The sequence below is a fragment of the Actinomycetospora atypica genome, from assembly GCF_042653685.1.
Taxonomy (GTDB): domain Bacteria; phylum Actinomycetota; class Actinomycetes; order Mycobacteriales; family Pseudonocardiaceae; genus Actinomycetospora; species Actinomycetospora atypica.
Genome location: NZ_JBHSIV010000015.1, coordinates 1 through 18,166, shown reverse-complemented (window position 1 = coordinate 18,166; position 18,166 = coordinate 1). Strand labels below are relative to the sequence as shown.

Below are 18,166 nucleotides of genomic sequence, written 5' to 3'. Positions count from 1 at the left end.
CTCTCCAGGATCTAGCGCTGCTAGGAACAGTGCCGACGCTAGCGCTTCTTCCGCGCAATTGCTAGCGCTGCTAGATTCCGGGTGTGGCCGTCCAGCAGCGCAAGGTCCGGGAGCGGGCGCTCCGGCACGGCCGGATCGTCGACGCGGCGAGGGAGCTCGCCGAGGACCAGGGCTGGGACGCCGTGACCACCCGGCGGCTCGCCGACCGCATCGAGTACAGCCAGCCCGTGCTCTACGGCCACTTCCCCGGGGGCAAGGACGAGATCGTCGCGGCCGTCGCGCTGGAGGGGTTCGTCGACCTGGAGCGGACGCTGCGCGAGGCCGTCGGTGACCGGGAGGGGCGCACGGCCGTGGCGGCATTGGCCGACGCCTACCTCGACTTCGCCGCGGGCCACCCGGCCGTCTACACGGCGATGTTCGACCTCGCCCTGCTCCCCTTCGCCTCCGACGACACGCCCGCGCCGCTCCGGGGCGGCTTCGAGGTCTTCCGGACGACGCTGGCGGGGGACCCCGAGGACGCCGAGATCGGGTGGGCGGCGCTGCACGGCCTCGCGACCCTCCGGCGGGCCGGCCGCCTGCCCGCGGGCACCGAGGAGCGTCGTCGGGAACGCGTGGTGGAACTGCTCGCGCAGCCCCCGGCACGGTAGGAAGAGCGCGTGAGCCGGGAGAACCACCTCGTGCTGGCGGTGGTGACCGCCGCGCCCGGCGTGCTGCTGCTGCACCGACCCGGGCAGACGCCGCCCGCGGTGCTCCCCGGCGGTCGTCCGGAAGCGCGGGAGTCGGTCGGCGCGACGGCCGAGCGGGGCTGCCTGGAGGAGACCCGCGTGCGGATTCGGGCCGGGAAGGTGATCGGGCGCGAGGTGGTCGACGGCATCGCCACCACCTACGTGGCCGCGCGGCCCGTCGTCGAGCCGGTTCCCGGGACGCTGGCGGTCAGCCTGCACGTGGCCTGGTACCACCCCGAGCAGGTGGACCTGGTGCTCCCCGACCTGTGGGAGCCGGTCCGCCGGTATGTGCGTGGCCGCTCGTGAGCACTTTCCGGGCCCATAGGCCCGGAAAGTGCTCACGAGTACTCACACGGGCAGGACCGTCGGGACGATCATCGGGCGCCGCCGGTAGGTCTCGCCGACCCACTTGCCCACCACGCGGCGCACCGACTGGGCGATGCGGTGGGTGTCGGTGATCCCCTCGGCCTCGGTGCGCGAGAGCTCCATCTCGACGAGCGAGACGACGTTCTCGAGGGCCTTCGGGTCGTCGGAGAAGCCGCGACCGGAGATCTTCGGCGGGGCGACGGCGCGGCCGGTGGCACCCTCGACGGCGACGGTGATCGAGATGAAGCCGCCCTCGCCGAGCACGAGCCGGTCCGAGAGCGTCGACTCGCCGACGTCGCCGACCTGGTTGCCGTCGACGTAGACGTGCCCGACCTCGACGCGGCCGGCGATCGCGGCCTTGCGGTCGACGACGTCGACCACCACGCCGTCCTCGGCGATGACCACGCGGTCCTCGGGGACGCCCGTGCGCTTCGCGATCGCGGCGTTGGCGCGCAGGTGGCGCCACTCGCCGTGCACCGGCATGACGTTGCGGGGGCGCAGCGCGTTGTAGAGGAACAGCAGCTCCCCCGCGCTCGCGTGCCCGGAGACGTGCACCTTCGCGACGCCCGAGTGGACCACCTCGGCGCCGAGGCGGGTGAGGCCGTTGATCACGGTGAACACCGCGGTCTCGTTGCCCGGGATGAGGCTGGAGAGCAGGACGACGGTGTCGCCCGGGGTGATCGTGATCTGGCGGTGGTCGCCGCGGGCCATGCGGCCCAGCGCCGACAGCGGCTCGCCCTGCGAGCCGGTCGACACGAGGACCACGTCCTTCTCGGGCATCGCCAGGGCGTCGTCGAGGTCGACGAGCAGGCCCTCGGGGATGTCGAGCAGGCCGAGGTCGGCGGCGATGCCCATGTTGCGGACCATCGAGCGACCCGTGAAGCAGACCTTGCGCTTGTGCTTGTCCGCGGCGTTGAGCACCTGCTGAACGCGGTGCACGTGGCTCGCGAAGCAGGCGACGATCAGCCGGCTCGGCGCGCGGCGGAAGACGTCGTCGATGACCGGCGCGATGTCGCGCTCGGGCGTGACGAAGCCCGGGACCTCGGCGTTCGTCGAGTCGATCAGCAGCAGGTCGACGCCCTCGTCGCCCAGGCGGGAGAACCCGGCCAGGTCGGTGAGCCGGCCGTCGAGGGGCAGCTGATCGAGCTTGATGTCGCCGGTGTGCAGGACGGTGCCACCCGGGGTGCGCACGGCGACGGCCAGCGCGTCGGGGATCGAGTGGTTGACCGCGAAGAACTCGCAGTCGAACGTCCCGTAGTGGCTGCGGTCGCCCTCGCGCACCTCGAGCAGGTGCGGCGTGAGGCGGTGCTCCTTGCACTTGGCCGCCACCAGGGCGAGCGTGAAGCGCGACCCGACGATCAGCAGGTCGGGCTTCTGGCGCAGCAGGAACGGCACGGCCCCGATGTGGTCCTCGTGGCCGTGCGTGAGGACCAGCGCGTCGACGTCGTCGAGGCGGTCCTCGATGGCGCGGAAGTCGGGCAGGATCAGGTCGACCCCGGGGGACTCCTCCGACGGGAAGAGCACGCCGCAGTCGACGATGAGCAGCCGGCCGCCGTACTCGAGCACGGTCATGTTGCGACCGATCTCGCCGATACCGCCGAGCGCGACGACGCGCAGGGCGCCCTTCGCGAGGGGCTTCGGCGCGCGGTCGGCGACGGCGCCGGAGCTCTGCGGGACCGACTGCGTCGGGGTGCCGGTGGCGTGGCAGTCGTGCTGCTGCGGCGCGGCCTGCTGCTGGTGCTGGGGATTCGGGGTGCCGCCGTTGCTGGTGCTGCGGCGGCGGCCCGCGGTGGATCGGCTCACCGGGCGACCCCGGTGGTCACGTTCTCGGAGATGGGTTCCTCCTGGTCAGGGACGTCTCGATGTCACGACGTCGGGTCGCGGGCGGACGCCCGCGGGGTGCGGCCACGAGGGGCCGCGGGAAGTGGGGGTGGCGAGCACCGGATCAAGCCTCGTCGGCCGGTTCGGCCGGGGTCCACTGGTGCTCATGCCGCCACCACCGTACCGCGACCCCGGGCACCCCGTGGTGCCCGAGGTACTCCTGCGACCGGCGTGACACTCAGTCGTGCAGCATCGCGACGAACGCGGTGAAGTCGTCCGCGAGTCGGACCGCCCCGTGATCGACGGTCCAGAACACGACGGGCGGACGGTCGTAGTCCTCCCGGAAGGAGAAGCAGAAGACGTCGCCGCCGACGTCCTCCGCGAACGGGATCACGCCCTTGTCCAGCACACCCTCGAGGGGGAAGCCCCGGGTCACGATGTTGCCGAAGCCCTCGCCGAAGTGCAGCAGCCGGGCGACGGCCGTGGCCGAGCCGTCGGGCAGGGTCACCTTCGCGGGATGGGGCGCCGCACCCTGCCGGTGCTGCGCCACCGCGAGGAAGTCCCGCGGCAGGTCCACGCGCAGCCGGTCCTCGTGCTCGCGGACCACCGCGTCGCCCGCCGGGGCCAGCGGCGGGTCGCCCGTAGGCACCCAGTCGACCACCTACAGCCCCCGGTCGGTGCCCTTGACCGCGGCGACGTCGGCGGGCTCGCCCTCGAACGAGACGACGCACTGCTCCCGGCCGCTCGTGAACAGCACCAGCTCACTGGGCTCCCCGACGATCGTGACCGTCCGGGCGCCGCTCTTCGCGTTGTGCTCGGCGCCGTCGGGGCGCCGCAGGGTGACCCCGACCGGGCTCGAGCGGTACGCGAGCTTCCCGAGCACCCCGAGCTGGGTCCACAGCAGCTTGTCGCGGGCCTCGTCGACGGGGCGCGGCGACCAGCCCTCGACCGCGCGGCGCACGTCCTCGTGGTGGATGAAGTACTCCTGCACGTCGACCCCGCCCAGCGGCGGCAGCGCCAGCGGGCTCCACGTGGGCGGGCCGCTGCGGATCAGGGCGACGTTGGCGCCGAAGTCGCGCTGCGCGGTCCGGGCCTGCACCCGCTGGGTCCAGAAGGCCAGCGGCGGGATGAGGATGCCGGGCGCGGCATCGGGCCGGCGCTCGCGGATCACCAGGTGCGCGAGGAGGTCGTTCGTCGTCCAGTCCCCGCACAGCGTGGGCTCGTCGGGCCCGCGCTCGAGGAACAGGTCGGCGAGGGCGTTGCGCTCGGCGGCAGCCACGGCGCCGGTGGACCGGGATGCAGTCATGACCCTCTGCTACCCCACCCTGGCGCCAGTCACCCCTCGGTGATGTACGGGCTCGACGCGACGCGCGAGCCGCTCGCGAGCTCGGAGATCGTGAAGTCGGCGAACACGTTGGGCACCGCGGCCTGCAGCTCCTCGAGGCAGCGCACGGCGAGGTCACGGATCTCGACGTCGGCGTGCTCGGAGGCCCGCATCGCGATGAAGTGCCGCCACGCCCGGTAGTTCCCCGTCACGACGATGCGGGTCTCGGTCGCGTTCGGCAGCACGGCCCGGGCCGCCTGCCGGGCCTGCTTGCGGCGCAGCGTCCGGTTCGGCTCGTCGGAGAAGCGCTCCTCGAGGCCCGCGAGCAGCTTCTCGTAGGAGGCCAGCGCGGCGGCCGAGGCCTCGGCGAAGAGCTCGTGCAACTCCGGGTCGTCCGCGATGACGGCAGGCTCGACCATCGCGGCGTCGCCCTCGGGCACGTAGCGCTGGGAGAGCTGCGAGTACGAGAAGTGCCGGTGCCGGACCAGCTCGTGGGTGAGGCTGCGCGACATACCCGTGAGGTAGAAGCTCACCGTCCCGTGCTCGAGCACCGAGAGGTGGCCGACCTCGAGGATGTGGCGCAGGTAGCCCGCGTTGGTCGCGGTGGCCGGGTTCGGCTTGCTCCACGACTGGTAGCAGGCGCGGCCCGCGAACTCGGCGAGCGCCTGCCCGCCGTCGGCGTCGGTCTCCCACGGCACGTCCGCCGGAGGGACGAACTCGGTCTTGGCGATCAACTGCACCCGGGGCGTCACGGTCTCGGCCACGCTTCACCGTAACTGGCAGGGAGGAACGTCCCGCGACGCCACCGGTCCCCGGCGGACGCAGCGCCGGATCAGCTCCCCGCCAGGCAGGTGATCATGTCGAGCGCGACATTCCGCGCCGTCGCGCTCGGCATGATCATCTGTCTAGCAGCTCTCGGGCGGTGACCGGTCCACGCGCTCGATCGCGTACGTCGACACCACCCTCGCCGCGCCCCGACACCACGACGGCGTTCGCGCACCGCAGAACGACACCATGTGCTGCTTGTCGTGGTGTCGCGATGGTGTCACAGTGGTGTCATGGACCTCACGCCCTACGTCACCGCTCTGCGGGACGACCTCGCCAACGCGGCCTCGGTGGGCGACGAGCAGACCGCCCGGGCCGGCACCGCGCTGGCCGGGGCCCTCGAGCCCGCCGTCCGTCTCGCCCTGATGAACGCCCTGTCCGACCTCGCCGCCGAGATCTCCGAGAAGGTCGACGGCCACAACGTCTCGCTCCGCCTGCGCGGCCGGGAGGTGGACGTCGCCGTCGACAAGACGGACGGCCCGCCGTCCGAGGAGTCCGCCGGCGGCTTCTTCGCCGGTCCGGCGTCGAGCCCCTTCGCGGGTCCGGGCGGGCCCTTCCGCCGTCCCGGGGCGGGCGCCGGCTTCGGTGCCGGCGCCGACATGGGCGACATCTCCCGGATGACCCTGCGCCTGGTCGACCAGATCAAGGGCCAGGCCGAGCAGGCCGCGGCCGCGCAGGGCATGTCCCTCAACTCGTGGATCTCCCAGGCCGTCCAGGGCGCGCTGAAGGGCGACTCCTGGGGCGGCTCGTCCCGGGGCCACGGTGGAGGCCCCGGTCGCCGGCGCTGGGAGGGCTCGTGGGGCGACGGCCGCTGGGAGGACACCCCCAGCCCCGGCACGCCCAGCCCCGGCACGCCCGGGGACGCTGCTCCCGACGCCCCCACTCCCCCGCCGGCGCCCACGCCCCCGGCGCCCGGGACGGCTGAGACGCCGCCGTCGTCGGGACCCGGTCCCGACGACCAGGGTGGTTCCGGGGTCTCGGGATGGGTGCGGGGATGAGCGCCGACGACAGCTCGACCCCCGGTCCCGACGACGGCTCGACCCGCCGCCACGAGCGGTTCGACACCACCGGCCCGGCCGACCTGCTCGTCGAGATCGACGCCGGGCGCGTGGACGTCCGGCTGGAGGCGTCCGACCAGGTCCGGGTCGACGTCGTGGCCGACACCGGGTCCGCGCCCGGTTGGATGCAGGGCCTCTCGGGGCTCGTCGACGCCGCCGGCGGCCTGGAGCGGCGGTTCGGGTTCGACCTGGGCGCCATCGCCGGGCTCGGGCTGCGCACCGACGAGTCGGCCGAGGAGCGGGCCGCCCGCGCCGTGGCGGGCACCGAGGTCACCTGGGAGGGCGGGCGGCTCCACGTCCGCTCCCCGCGGGAGATGGCGCTGCGCACGGTGCCCCTCGCGGTGACCGTGCACGCCCCGGAGTCGTCGGGCGTCGTCGTGCGGGCCGGGGCCGCCCCGGTCGACGTGGCGGGCACGCCGGGCGAGGTCGAGATCGGCACCACCGGCACCGTCTCGCTCGACCGGGTCGCCGCCCGGTCGTCGATCCGGTGCGGCGCGGGCGACGTCACCGTCGGCCGGGTCGAGGGCGTGCTGCGCTGCAAGGGCGGGGCCGGGGACGTGTTCCTCGACCAGGTGTCGGCCTCCACCGAGGTGGTGACCGGGAGCGGCTCGGTCACCGCCGGGCGCGTGTCGGCCGACCTCGCGGTGCGCTGCGGCAGCGGCGACGTGACGGTCCGGGACGCCTCCGCCGGCGACCTCGACCTCTCGACCGGGGCCGGCTCCGTCCGCGTCGGCGTGCACGCGGGCGTCGACGCCTCGGTCGACCTGCGCTCCGCGGCCGGGTCGGCCTCGTCCGACCTCCCGGTCAGCGCCACGCGACCCGACTCCTCGTCGGGAACGCCCCTGCGCATCCGCGGCCGGGCCGCGGCCGGGAACACCCGGGTCGGCGCTGCGACCTGATCGACCCCGGACGTACGAAAGGCCCGTTCGTCACCGGAGGAGGTGACGAACGGGCCCTTCGTCGTTCTGCTCGGAGCTAGTCCGACCGGGCCCCCGCGAGGGTGGCGCCGAGGACGTCGTGGTTCAACTGCGAGATCGTCGCCAGCGGGATGCCCTTGGGGCAGACCTCCGCGCAGGCGCCGACGTTGGTGCAGCCGCCGAACTCGAGCTCGTCCTGCTTGGCCAGCATGTTGATCGCCCGGGTCTGCCGCTCGGGCTGACCCTGCGGCAGCAGGCCGAGGTGCGTGATCTTCGCGGCCGTGTAGAGCATCGAGCTGCCGTTGGGGCAGGCCGCGACGCAGGCGCCACAGCCGATGCAGGTGGCCGCGTCGAACGCGTCGTCGGCCGAGACCTTGTCGACCGGCGTCGCGTGCGCCTCGGGGGCCGAGCCGGTGTTGACGCTGACGTAGCCGCCGGCCTGGATGATCTGGTCGAACGCCGACCGGTCGGTCACCAGGTCCTTGATCACCGGGAACGCCCGGGCCCGCCACGGCTCCACGTCGATCGTGTCGCCGTCCTTGAAGTGCCGCATGTGCAGCTGGCACGTCGTGGTGTTCTTCTGCGGGCCGTGCGGGGTGCCGTTGATGACCATGGCGCACGAGCCGCAGATGCCCTCGCGGCAGTCGTGGTCGAACGACACCGGGTTCTCACCCTCGAGGGTGAGCTTCTCGTTGAGCACGTCGAGCATCTCGAGGAAGGACATGTCCTCCTCGACGTCGTCGAGCTTGTACTTGACCATCTTGCCCTTGCTGTCAGCGTCCTTCTGACGCCACACGCGCAATGTGAGCTTCACTTGTAACTCCGCTGACTCGGGTGGACGTAGGAGAACTCGAGGTCCTCCTTGTGCAGGATCGGCCTGCCGCCGTTCCCGTACTCCCAGGCCGCGACGTACGAGAAGTTCTCGTCGTCACGCTGGGCCTCGCCTTCCTCGGTCTGGTGCTCGACGCGGAAGTGGCCGCCGCAGGACTCCTCGCGGTGCAGCGCGTCGGTGCACATGAGCTCGGCCAGCTCCAGGAAGTCGGCCACGCGGCCGGCCTTCTCCAGCGACTGGTTGAAGCCGTCGCCGGTCCCGACGATCTTGACGTCGCGCCAGAACTCCTCGCGCAGCGAGGGGAGCCGGTCGAGGGCCTTCTCCAGGCCCTCCTTGCTGCGGGCCATGCCGCAGTGGTCCCACACGAGCTGACCGAGCTCGCGGTGGAACGAGTCGACGGTGCGGTTCCCGTTGGCCGAGAGCAGCTTGTCGATGCGCGCCCGCGTCGCCTCGACGGCCTCCTTGACCTCCGGGTGGTTCTCGTCGACCTTGTCGAACGGCGCGTCGGCGAGGTAGTCGGCGACCGTCGTCGGGAGGACGAAGTACCCGTCGGCGAGGCCCTGCATCAGCGCCGAGGCGCCGAGGCGGTTGGCGCCGTGGTCGGAGAAGTTGGCCTCGCCGCCCACGAACAGGCCCGGGATCGTCGAGCGCAGGTCGTAGTCGACCCACAGCCCGCCCATCGTGTAGTGGATGGCCGGGTAGATGCGCATCGGGACCTCGTACGGGTCGTCCCCGGTGATGCGCTGGTACATCTCGAACAGGTTGCCGTACTTGGCCTCGACCGCACTGCGGCCGAGACGCCCGATGGCGTCCTTGAAGTCGAGGTACACACCCAGTCCGCCGGGGCCGACGCCCTGCTCGGCGTCGCACATGTTCTTCGCGGCGCGCGAGGCGATGTCGCGCGGGACCAGGTTGCCGAACGCCGGGTACTGGCGCTCGAGGTAGTAGTCCCGCTCGTCCTCGGGGATGTCGTTGGGCGGGCGCGAGTCGCCCCGCTCCTTCGGCACCCAGACCCGGCCGTCGTTGCGCAGCGACTCCGACATCAGGGTCAGCTTCGACTGGTACTCGCCCGAGACCGGGATGCAGGTGGGGTGGATCTGCGTGTAGCAGGGGTTCGCGAACAGCGCGCCCCGCTTGTGCGCCCGCCAGGCCGCCGTGACGTTGGAACCCTTGGCGTTGGTCGAGAGGTAGTAGACGTTGCCGTAGCCGCCGGTGCAGAGCACGACGACGTCGGCGAGGTGCGTCTCGATCTCGCCGGTGAGGACGCTGCGCGTGACGATGCCGCGGGCCCGGCCGTCGACGACGATCAGGTCGAGCATCTCGGTGCGCGGGTGCATCTCGACCGTGCCGGCCGAGATCTGGCGCTCGAGGGCCTGGTACGCGCCGAGCAGCAGCTGCTGGCCCGTCTGGCCGCGGGCGTAGAAGGTCCGCGAGACCTGGGTGCCACCGAACGACCGGGTGTCGAGCAGCCCCGAGTACTCGCGGGCGAACGGGACGCCCTGGGCGACGCACTGGTCGATGATCTGCAGGCTCGACTCGGCGAGGCGGTGCACGTTCGACTCACGGGAGCGGAAGTCGCCGCCCTTGACCGTGTCGTAGAACAGGCGGTGCACCGAGTCGCCGTCGTTGCGGTAGTTCTTCGCGGCGTTGATCCCGCCCTGCGCGGCGATCGAGTGCGCGCGCCGGGGCGAGTCCTGGTAGCAGAACGACTTGACGTGGTAGCCGGCCTCGCCGAGGGTCGCGGCGGCCGCGCCGCCAGCGAGACCGGTCCCGACGATGATCGCGGTCATCTTCCGGCGGTTCGCCGGGTTGACCAGGCGGGCCGTGAACTTGCGGTCGCTCCACCGGTCGCCGATGGGGCTGTCGGGCGCGCGGTTGTCGGCGATCGGGTCGCCGAGCAACCACCGGCCTTCTCCCTGGACCGCCGTGGGCTCCTGCTGCAGCTCAGACATCGTCACCTCACCAGACCGAACATGACGGACACGGGGATGATCGCGAAGCCGACGGCGACGACGACTCCGACACCCACCGAGAACGTCTTCAGGGCGTGCTGCCGGGCGGCACTGTTGCCACCCAGCGTCTGGATTCCCGACCACAAACCATGGCTGATGTGCAAGCTCAGGGCGACCATGGCCAGGATGTAGAAGATCGCCACGACCGGGCGATCGAAGCTCGCGACGAGCTTGTCGTAGGCGCTCGCGTCCCCGATCTCGGGATTCACGGTGCCGGTCGTCAGGTCGAGGATGTGCCAGATCACGAACAGCGCGATGATCACGCCGCCCCAGCGCATCGTCCGGGCGGCGTAGCTGCCCTGGTGGCCCTTGTGCTGGTAGCCCACCGGGCGGGCGCGGTTGGCCTTGCGCCACAGGCTGAAGGCCGCCGCCATGTGCAGGACCAGGGCCGAGACCAGCACGACGCGGATGATCCAGAGCACGCCCTCGTAGCCGAAGATCTCGGCACCGAGGGTCCGGAGGTGCTCGGAGTACGCGTCGAACGTCTCCTGGCCGAAGAAGATCTTGAGGTTACCGATCATGTGGGCGATCACGTACAGCAAGAAGATCACGCCGGTCACGGCCATGATCGACTTCTTGCCGACGGAGGATCCCCACGTCCTTGTGACGATGTTGCGCTGCTGCGTCATGACCACAGCGACACGCTAAGCCCGCGAACACGCCGACGGCCAATGCATGCAAGACGGTTCAGCGATGCTCCTACGCTATCGGGGTGACCCTCAAGCAGCTGGTCTACTTCCTCGCGGTGGCCGATACCGGCCGGTTCGTGCAGGCAGCGGGGGATGTGCGAGTCGCCCAGCCCACGCTGAGCCGCCAGATCCAGGCACTCGAAGATGATCTCGGTGAGACCTTGTTCACGCGGGGTAGGGATCACGTCACACTCACATCGGCGGGCGAGACCCTGCTGCCCCTCGCGCGGCGCATCGTGGCCGACGTCGAGACCGCGCGGCTGGAGATCGCCGAGCTCGCCGGGCTGCGCCGCGGGCGCCTCCGCGTGGGGGCCACCCCGTCGTTGTGCGTGAGCGTCGTCGCCGACGTGCTGGCGGTCTTCCACGCCGCGTATCCGGGCATCTCGCTGCAGATCGCCGAGGGCGGCTCGCAGGACCTGGTGGCCGACATCGAGGACGGGCAGCTCGACCTCGCCATGGTCATCCACCAGCCCGAGCGGCCGGGCGGCCCGACACCCGGGGGCGCCGCCCGCGGCCGGGCCGGCTCGCCGGGCCCCGGCACGCCCCCGGCGCCGGGCTCGACGCTGCGGCTCACGCCGGTGCTGCGCGAGGAGCTGGTCGCCGTCTCGGCCACCGCCGGCAGCGCGAACCTCGACGAGGCCCTCGGCGACCACGCCGGCATCGTCGAGCTCGCCCGCCACCCCCTGGTGATCAACCGCCCGGGCTACGAGCTGCGCGAGGTGGTGCTCTCCGCGTGCGCGGCCGCCGGGGTGACCCCGCGGATCGCCGTGGAGGGCGGGGAGATGGACGCGGTGCTGCGCATGGTCGAGCGGGGCCTCGGCATCGCGATCGTGCCCAGCCTGGTGCTCGCCGGGCGGACCGGGCTGCGCACCACGCGGCTCGACGGGTCGGGGTGGACCCACCGCACGATCGCCCTGGCCCACCGCACCGACGTCGCACCCACCCGGGCGGCCGAGGCGTTCCGCGAGACCCTGCTGGCCGTCCTGGCCCGCACCTCCCGCACCGGCGGTCTCCCGCCCGGGGTCCGGTTCATCCACCCGACGGGCTGAGCAGGCCCTCCAGCTGGTCGCGGACGTCGTCGCGGGCGCGCAGCACCTCGGCGGGGGTGCCGCCGCCCTCGGCGCGGGCCAGGGCGCGCAGCGTCTCCCCGGCCGCCTCCGGCGACCCGAACTGGAACGGCACCTGGGTCACGTAGCAGCCCACGGCCTCGACCTTGCGCTCCAGCGTCTCCCCCACGTCGACCGCGACCGCCTCCCCCTCCACGTGCGCCATCGGGCGCGCGTCGGGCCGCTTCACGACGTAGGGGGTGTCGCGCCACCACGCCCGGCGGCCCTCGGGCACGAGGTGGGCGACCACCTCGCCGACCCACTGGTGGTCGACGTGGTCGCCGAGGGCCTGGGGCGCGAGGACCAGGTCGGCGTCGGCCAGCAGGGGCCCCAGCGCCGCGGCGAGCGGGCCGGCCACCTCGTCGTCGGGCCGGCGCCCCGCGAACAGCTCCGGGGCGCTCGCGTAGCCGCGGTGCGGCGCCTCGAGCAGGTCGAGGTGCGTCCCGACGACGCCCAGAACGCTGAGCGCCCGCCGGTCCTCCTCGCGGCGCAGGGCCATGTAGTCGACGTCGGCGCCCAGGCCCTTGTCGAGCTGCGTGGAGAGTGCGAAGGGCGTCGCGGTGGCGGGGTCGACCGAGCCGGTGAAGCAGGTGACCACCAGCACCTCCGCCCGCTCGCCCAGCCGGGCCAGGGTGCCGCCGACCGAGAACACTGCGTCGTCGAGGTGCGGACTGACCGCCACAACCCTCACAGCAGGTGGGGAGCAGATCGGAACCGGCAGGACGGGTCGACGGGCGGGTCGGCGATGGCGGGGACGGGGACGTCCCGGACGACGTCGTAGACGGCGGTCACGCGGTCGGCGATCACCGGCCACGACCACACGGCCCGCACCTCGTCGAGCGCGCGCCGGGCCATGCCGACCCGCAGGCCCTCGTCGTCGAGCACCCGCGCGATCCCCGCGGCCAGCGCCGCCGGGTCCTTCGCGGGGACGAGGACGCCGTTGTCGTCGGGCCGGACGCAGTCGCGGACCCCGACGACGTCGGTGGACACCACCGGCAGCCCCGAGGCCATCGCCTCGAGGATCGTGTTGGAGAACCCCTCGGCGTAGGTGGGGCTGACGAAGACGTCGCCGCGCCCGTAGACCTCGTGCGCCCGCTCGTAGGGGGTGTAGCCGAGCTGCTCGACGTGGGCGTCGAGCCCCAGCTCGGTGACCCGCTCGGCGACCAGCGCGGTGTCGGGCCCGATGCCGGAGACGACGAGGCGGACCTCCCGGCCGGCGTCGAGCAGGGTGCGGTGGGCCTCCAGCAGGTCGAGCACGCCCTTCCGGGCGTCGACGCGACCGTGGTAGAGCAGCGTCGGCACCTCGCCGAGCGCGCCGGGCTCGTGGGTGGGCGTGAAGCGCTCGGTGTCGGTGGCGCCGGAGACGATCGTCCAGCGGGCCGGGTCGACCTCGTGGCGCGCCGACACCTCGGCCGCGAACGACGGCGACCCGATCACCAGGGCCGGCGCGTGGGTGAACACCGCGCGGATGAGCTCGCGGTGGGTGGTGCAGCAGGTGCCCACCCAGTGCCCGTCGCCGCCCTGCACGCTGACCGCGGCGGGCAGGCCCAGCTCGTGCGCGGCCCGGAGCACCGCGAGGCCGTTGGGGTAGGCGTACTGGGCGTGCAGCACGTCGAACGGGCGCTGCGCGTGCAGGCGGGTGATCGTCGCCTGCATCGTCGCGACGTCGGCCTCGAAGTCGGCGGGCCGGCCCTCGGCGACCTCCTGCTCGCCCAGGGCCTCCAGCGCCACCACCTCGACGCCCTCGGGGATGCGCTCGGGCGGCGGCGGCCCGCCGCCGTAGACCGCGCGCCCGGCGGGGTCGCCGCGGTACTGGGAGATCATCGTGACGTCGTGGCCCGCCCGGACGAGGTGGCGCAGCAGGTTCTCCGCGTACGCGCTCATGCCCGAGACCGCCGGCCAGTAGCGGCGGGAGACGAAGCAGATCCTCACGAACTGACCTCCATGGCTCGCAGGGTCTCGATGGCCCGGGGCACGAGCTGGTCGGCGCGGTGGGAGTCGCGGGAGAGCTCGAGGCTGACCAGGCCGCGGTGGCCGATCTCCCCGAGCGCCGCGACGACCGCGCGCAGGTCCATGTCGCCCTCGCCGGGCGCGCGGTGCTCGTGGACGCCGCGCGGCATGTCCTCCACGGCGACCGCCCCGAGGTGCGGGGCGAACTCGCGGACCGCGTCGGCGGGGGCCCAGCGGCCCGAGACGATGCAGTGGCCGGTGTCGAGCGCGACCGAGATGCCGGGTACCACCTCGCGCAGGCGGCACCAGTCGTCGAGGTCGTCGACGAGCATCCCGGGCTCGGGCTCCACGGCGACGACGACGCCCCGGGCGCGGGCGTGCTCCGCCACCTCGGCGACGCCCTCGACGAGCCGCGACCAGGCCTCGTCGCGGTCGAGCCCGGCGGCGAGCACGCCCGCCCAGAACGACACCGCCTCGCTGCCGAGGTCGGCCGCGACGTCGACGCACAGGCGCAGGAAGTCGACCCGGCGGGCGCGGTCGGCGGCGTCGGCGCTGACGAGGGTCGGGTGGTGCTTGCGGCGCGGGTCGAGCAGGAACCGCGCCCCGGTCTCGACGACGCTGCCCAGCCCCAGCTCCCCCAGCCGGTCGGCCAGCGCGGCGGTACGCCGGGCGAGGTCGGGGGCGAACGGGTCGTGGTGGGCGACGTCGAGGGTGAGGGCGACGCCCGCGTAGCCGTGGTCGGCGAGCAGCGTGCACGCGTCGTCGAGCCGGTGCGAGGACAGGCCGTTGGTGTTGTAGGCCCAGCGCACACTCATCGCAGCTCCACCCGCTCCCCCGCGGCCGCGCGCCCCACCGCGTGGCGGGACGGCTCCCGGTAGAGGGGGTAGAGCTCCCCGACGACGGCGTCGACGCGCTCGCGGTCGAGCCACGCCCGGCCGTCGCCGCCGCGGCGGGCGAGCAGCCGCGCCTCGACGTCGGGCATCGCGACCGGCAGGGCGCCGGCGTGCGGCGGCTCCCCCAGCCCGACGAGGCCGTGGGCCGGGTCGGCGGGGTCGGCGGCGCGGCCCAGCAGGCGCTGGACCCCGCGGCGCCCGATGCGCCCGTAGGACATGGTCTCGACCTCCAGGCCCGGGACGATCACCTTGACGGCGTAGGCGTGCTCGGCCGGGGCGACCACCGCGAGGACGTCGAAGTCGGCGAGCCGGCCGAGGAGGTCGTCGAGCCGGGCGGCCGGGGTCTCCAGGTGCTCGACCGTCGGCAGCTCGTCGAACCCCACGCGCGACCGCTCGGCGAGCACGGTCGGCTCGAGCAGCGTCCGCAGGTCGGCGACGTCGCGCCCGGCCCAGTCGCGCATCGTCTCGAAGGCGCGGGTCTCCTGCGGCAGCAGCGGGTGGGCGAGCTCGCGGTCCCAGTAGCTCGTCGGCGCGAGGGGGCGGACCCGGTCGAGGTCGGCGTGGGCGAAGGACTTGCGGACCCGCGCCGCGCAGAACTCCAGCAGCGCCTTCTGCAGGGCCACCTCGCGGTCGGGGTCGGCGGCCTCCCCGCAGGCGGTCACCGCGATGGGGTGCGGGGGCTCGCCGGCGACGTCGTGGCCGACCACGTGCAGGTCGGTGACGCCGAACGCGGTCGAGGCGAGCTTCGGGACGACCCGGATGCCGACGTCGCGCAGGTGCGCGAGCAGGGCGCGGGTCGCCGGGTCGCGCACGAGCTCGTCGTCGGGGCCGGTGTCGATGACGATGCCGCGGTCGAGCGCGCGGAACGCGGTGGAGTTGCCGTCGCGCTGCAGGAGCTCGCCCAGGGCGTGGCCGAGGGCGCGCTCGCGGGTGTCGCCCGCCCCGCAGCCGTTGGTGATGACGGTGATCAGCCGCTCGGCCGGGTCCTGCCAGTCGAGGTCGACCGGGTAGGCCGCGGCGAACTCGGCGGGCACGAGCACCGTCTCCCCCGTGCGGACGCGGGTGGCGGGCAGCCACCAGCGCGGGGCGTCGTGGTCGACGACCGTGCCCGCCGGGAGCGTCAGCGCGAGCGGGTCGACGACGCCGCCCGGCCCGAGGCGCTCGTGCAGGGCGTGGTGGGAGTCGCGGGTGCGGGGGAGCTCGCGCAGGTGCTGGGAGAGCAGCATCTCCTCGACCAGCTCGGCGCGGGCCGCGACCCGGGCGCGGGCGGCCGAGAGGCCGTAACCGAACGACCCGGAGCGCGGCCAGGCGCCGGTGGGGTCGGCGAAGTCGGCGGCCACGACGTGCACGCCGGTGCGGTCGAGACCAGAGGATCCGGGACCGCCGAGGGCGAAGTCGCCGGCCTCCCCGGCGGGCAGGGCGTCGTCGTAGGCCCGGGCGACGGCATCCAGCTGCCGGTCGGTCTCGGCACTCGTGTCGGCGTCGGCGTCGGTGGACGTCACGAGAGCTCGTCCAGCGGGATCGGGCCCGCCAGCGGCTGCCCGGAGAGCAGCCGGTCGTAGAGCGCGAGCACGTGGTCGGTGGTGACGCCCTCGACGAACTCGAAGGGGGTGGCGACCGCGTCGAAGTCGAGCTCGCCGATCACCTTGCGGGCGTCGCGGATCTCCTGGTGGGACAGCGGGATCTGGGCGTGGAAGGCCTTGTGGGCCGACAGCCCGGTGGCGCGGCCCTGCTCGTCGAGCGCGGCCTTGAGCATGTCGCCGCAGAACAGGATCCTCCGCTGCTGGTCGTGCAGCACCATGTGCCCGTCGAAGTGACCGCCGGTGCGGTGCGCGACGAGGCCGGGCGCGAACTCGTGGCGGTCGTCGAGCGGCCAGGTCACCCGGAACGCCTTCGTCCACTCCAGGTCGCGCACCCCGATCGCCATCACCGGCGGGTCGAGCGCGTCTTGGAGCTGGAACAGCGCGCCGTAGCCGTGGACGTGGCTCGCGGCCAGCGCGGCGAGGCCGCCGCGGCGACGCAGCTCGTCCAGGGCCTCGTCGGGATAGAACCCGGCGCCCTCCCAGCCGATCAGGCCGTTCTCCGTCTCGATGACCCAGCCCGACGTGCCGAGGCCGACCTGCGGCTCGCACCAGAACCCGTGGACCCCGGGGCGCACCTCGGCCCAGCGGGCCTCGCGGCCCTGCGCGATCTCGTCGAGCGGACGGAAGTCCCAGCCGTCGTCGGGCAGGGCGTTGCGGACGTCGGTGCACACCGGGCACGACGGCGGCGTGGCGAACCAGCGCTGCCAGTGCCCGCAGTTGGAGCACGACCAGGGGCTCAGGGGCACGAGGAGTCCTTCGGGTGTCGGAGGGCGTCGAGCAGCAGTCGGTGCAGGGCGAGGTCCCGCGCGAGGGGGTACGGCCACGGGCGTTCCCCGCGCACGGCCGCTCCGAACGCGGCGACCTGACGCTCGAACGGGCCGTCCGGGTCGAACGCGACGGACTCCATCGCCCCGGTGGTGGCGTCGTGGAGGGTGAGGGTGCCGCCCGCGACCTGGCCGAGGGTGTCGGTGGCGACGAGCTGGCCCTCGGTGCCCACCACCTCGAGGCGCCGCCGCGGCAGCGCGTCGGGCAGGGCGAAGCTCACGTGCGCGGTGACGAGGGCGCCCGAGGCGGTGGCGCCGACCAAGACGGCGCCGTCGTCGGCGGCCGGGTCGGCGTAGGGGTGCACCCGGCGACGGGTCACGGCGGTGAGGGACTCGAGGTCCTCGCCGAGCAGGGTCCCGACGAGGTCGATGCCGTGCGGCGCGAGGTCGATCGCGGCGCCGCCCCCGGCCAGCGCGGTGTCGACGCGCCAGTTGCCGGCGTCCTCGCGGCTGTGCGGCGGCAGCCAGGCGGGCGGCAGCCAGCAGCCGTAGACGATCCGCACCGCGGTGACGGTGCCCAGGCGGCCCTGCGCGACGAGGTCGGCGATCGTCCGGTGGGCGGGGTGGAAGCGCTGGTCGAAGGCCGTGCCCGCGAGGCCGTCGCCGACCGCCTCGACCATCGCGGCGGCGTCGTCGACGGTGTGGGCCATCGGCTTCTCGCAGAGCACCGGCACCCCGGCCGCCGCGACGGCCCGCACCACCGGGAGGTGGGCGTGGTTCGGGGTGGCGACGTACACCGCGTCGAGGCCGTCGAGAGCCAGGAGCGCGTCGAGGTCGGTGGTGGTGGGCACGTCGAGTGAGGCGAGGGCCCGCTCGTCGCGGTCGCACACCCCGACGAGGCGGGCGTGCGGGTCGGCGGCGAGGGCCGGCAGCACGTGGTCGCGCGCCACCCACCCGAGCCCGACGACGCCCCAGCCGGTGGTCGTGGTGGTCACCAGCGCTCCGGGAGGTCGACGAGGACCCGGCGGCGCGCGGCCTGCTCCCGGTCGAGCCCCACCGGGGCCAGCTCGGGGAGGTAGGCCGCGACCCGGTCGCCGTACTCCTCGCCCCAGCGCGGGTTCGGCCACTGCCGGACGCCGTCGCGGTAGAGCGGGTTGGGGTGCAGCGCCGCACCGGGCGGGGGTGCGAGCAGGTCCTCGGCCGGCGGGGCGCCGGCGCGGTCGAGGGCGAGGGCGACGGCCTCGGTGCCGCGCAGCGCGTCCGGGGCGGCGGGGCGGGCCGGGCGCGCGTCGAGGGCGGCC

At 73.8% G+C, this 18,166-nt stretch carries 19 protein-coding genes; 5 read left to right on the top strand and 14 right to left on the bottom strand.

Going from position 1 to position 18,166, the window contains the following annotated elements:
- The first annotated feature begins 83 nt into the window (after positions 1–83).
- Both ACFPBZ_RS15325 and ACFPBZ_RS15320 read left to right on the top strand, forming a co-directional pair.
- Complete coding sequence (locus tag ACFPBZ_RS15325) at positions 84–647, top strand: TetR/AcrR family transcriptional regulator (protein ID WP_378036941.1); 564 nt, start codon at positions 84–86, stop codon at positions 645–647.
- 9 nt (positions 648–656) lie between these two features.
- Positions 657–1,031, top strand: coding sequence for an NUDIX hydrolase (locus tag ACFPBZ_RS15320; RefSeq protein WP_378036940.1), 375 nt, complete (start codon positions 657–659; stop codon positions 1,029–1,031).
- A 42-nt stretch (positions 1,032–1,073) separates the two neighbouring features.
- Here ACFPBZ_RS15320 and ACFPBZ_RS15315 read toward each other — a convergent pair whose 3' ends face one another.
- The 4 genes from ACFPBZ_RS15315 to thyX form a co-directional block, all read right to left on the bottom strand.
- Entirely contained in the window at positions 1,074–2,894 is a 1,821-nt protein-coding gene (locus tag ACFPBZ_RS15315) for a ribonuclease J (RefSeq protein ID WP_378036939.1), read from the bottom strand.
- A gap of 256 nt (positions 2,895–3,150) precedes the next feature.
- Entirely contained in the window at positions 3,151–3,561 is a 411-nt protein-coding gene (locus ACFPBZ_RS15310; protein WP_378036938.1) for an SMI1/KNR4 family protein, read from the bottom strand.
- Positions 3,562–3,573: 12 nt separating this feature from the next.
- Positions 3,574–4,218: a TIGR03085 family metal-binding protein gene (locus ACFPBZ_RS15305; protein WP_378036937.1), complete on the bottom strand. Its 645-nt coding sequence runs from the start codon at positions 4,216–4,218 to the stop codon at positions 3,574–3,576.
- A gap of 29 nt (positions 4,219–4,247) precedes the next feature.
- Complete coding sequence (thyX, locus tag ACFPBZ_RS15300; protein ID WP_378036936.1) at positions 4,248–5,000, bottom strand: FAD-dependent thymidylate synthase; 753 nt, start codon at positions 4,998–5,000, stop codon at positions 4,248–4,250.
- A gap of 294 nt (positions 5,001–5,294) precedes the next feature.
- Here thyX and ACFPBZ_RS15295 point away from each other — a divergent pair, with 294 nt between their 5' ends.
- Positions 5,295–6,059: a toxin-antitoxin system HicB family antitoxin gene (locus tag ACFPBZ_RS15295; RefSeq protein WP_378036935.1), complete on the top strand. Its 765-nt coding sequence runs from the start codon at positions 5,295–5,297 to the stop codon at positions 6,057–6,059.
- A complete protein-coding gene (locus ACFPBZ_RS15290; RefSeq protein WP_378036934.1) occupies positions 6,056–7,018 on the top strand; it encodes a DUF4097 family beta strand repeat-containing protein in 963 nt (320 codons plus the stop codon). Before ACFPBZ_RS15295 ends, ACFPBZ_RS15290 begins: the two co-directional genes overlap by 4 nt.
- A 76-nt stretch (positions 7,019–7,094) precedes the next feature.
- On the opposite strand, the gene ACFPBZ_RS15285 is transcribed toward ACFPBZ_RS15290, so the two are convergent.
- The 3 genes from ACFPBZ_RS15285 to ACFPBZ_RS15275 are packed head-to-tail and all read right to left on the bottom strand — an operon-like array spanning position 7,095 to position 10,509.
- Positions 7,095–7,850 carry a succinate dehydrogenase/fumarate reductase iron-sulfur subunit gene (locus tag ACFPBZ_RS15285; RefSeq protein WP_378036933.1) on the bottom strand — a complete coding sequence of 252 codons (756 nt, stop codon included), beginning with the start codon at positions 7,848–7,850 and terminating at the stop codon, positions 7,095–7,097.
- On the bottom strand, positions 7,847–9,820 hold the full coding sequence (locus ACFPBZ_RS15280; RefSeq protein ID WP_378036932.1) for a fumarate reductase/succinate dehydrogenase flavoprotein subunit: 1,974 nt from the start codon (positions 9,818–9,820) through the stop codon (positions 7,847–7,849). Before ACFPBZ_RS15280 ends, ACFPBZ_RS15285 begins: the two co-directional genes overlap by 4 nt.
- 2 nt (positions 9,821–9,822) lie before the next feature.
- On the bottom strand, positions 9,823–10,509 hold the full coding sequence (locus ACFPBZ_RS15275) for a succinate dehydrogenase cytochrome b subunit (RefSeq protein ID WP_378037030.1): 687 nt from the start codon (positions 10,507–10,509) through the stop codon (positions 9,823–9,825).
- An 83-nt stretch (positions 10,510–10,592) separates the two neighbouring features.
- Between ACFPBZ_RS15275 and ACFPBZ_RS15270 the strand changes: the two genes are divergently transcribed.
- Positions 10,593–11,618, top strand: coding sequence for a LysR family transcriptional regulator (locus ACFPBZ_RS15270; RefSeq protein ID WP_378036931.1), 1,026 nt, complete (start codon positions 10,593–10,595; stop codon positions 11,616–11,618).
- Here ACFPBZ_RS15270 and ACFPBZ_RS15265 read toward each other — a convergent pair.
- The 7 genes from ACFPBZ_RS15265 to ACFPBZ_RS15235 form a co-directional block, all read right to left on the bottom strand.
- The gene (locus ACFPBZ_RS15265; RefSeq protein WP_378036930.1) at positions 11,599–12,357 is read right to left on the bottom strand and encodes a PIG-L deacetylase family protein; all 759 of its coding nucleotides are present in this window, start codon (positions 12,355–12,357) and stop codon (positions 11,599–11,601) included. The two genes, ACFPBZ_RS15270 and ACFPBZ_RS15265, sit on opposite strands and share 20 nt — an antisense overlap.
- A gap of 5 nt (positions 12,358–12,362) precedes the next feature.
- Positions 12,363–13,607, bottom strand: a complete 1,245-nt coding sequence (locus tag ACFPBZ_RS15260) for a glycosyltransferase family 4 protein (protein WP_378036929.1) — start codon at positions 13,605–13,607, stop codon at positions 12,363–12,365.
- Positions 13,604–14,440, bottom strand: coding sequence for a sugar phosphate isomerase/epimerase family protein (locus ACFPBZ_RS15255; protein WP_378036928.1), 837 nt, complete (start codon positions 14,438–14,440; stop codon positions 13,604–13,606). The genes ACFPBZ_RS15260 and ACFPBZ_RS15255 overlap by 4 nt, the downstream gene beginning before the upstream one ends.
- Positions 14,437–16,020 (bottom strand): YcaO-like family protein, encoded by a 1,584-nt coding sequence (locus ACFPBZ_RS15250; RefSeq protein ID WP_378036927.1) that lies wholly within the window; start codon positions 16,018–16,020, stop codon positions 14,437–14,439. Before ACFPBZ_RS15250 ends, ACFPBZ_RS15255 begins: the two co-directional genes overlap by 4 nt.
- Positions 16,017–16,847 (bottom strand): MBL fold metallo-hydrolase, encoded by an 831-nt coding sequence (locus ACFPBZ_RS15245; protein WP_378036926.1) that lies wholly within the window; start codon positions 16,845–16,847, stop codon positions 16,017–16,019. The genes ACFPBZ_RS15250 and ACFPBZ_RS15245 overlap by 4 nt, the downstream gene beginning before the upstream one ends.
- Positions 16,838–17,860: a Gfo/Idh/MocA family protein gene (locus ACFPBZ_RS15240; RefSeq protein WP_378036925.1), complete on the bottom strand. Its 1,023-nt coding sequence runs from the start codon at positions 17,858–17,860 to the stop codon at positions 16,838–16,840. The genes ACFPBZ_RS15245 and ACFPBZ_RS15240 overlap by 10 nt, the downstream gene beginning before the upstream one ends.
- A partial coding sequence (locus ACFPBZ_RS15235) for a hypothetical protein (RefSeq protein WP_378036924.1) occupies positions 17,857–18,166 on the bottom strand: 310 nt, incomplete at its 5' end. The genes ACFPBZ_RS15235 and ACFPBZ_RS15240, both read right to left, overlap by 4 nt.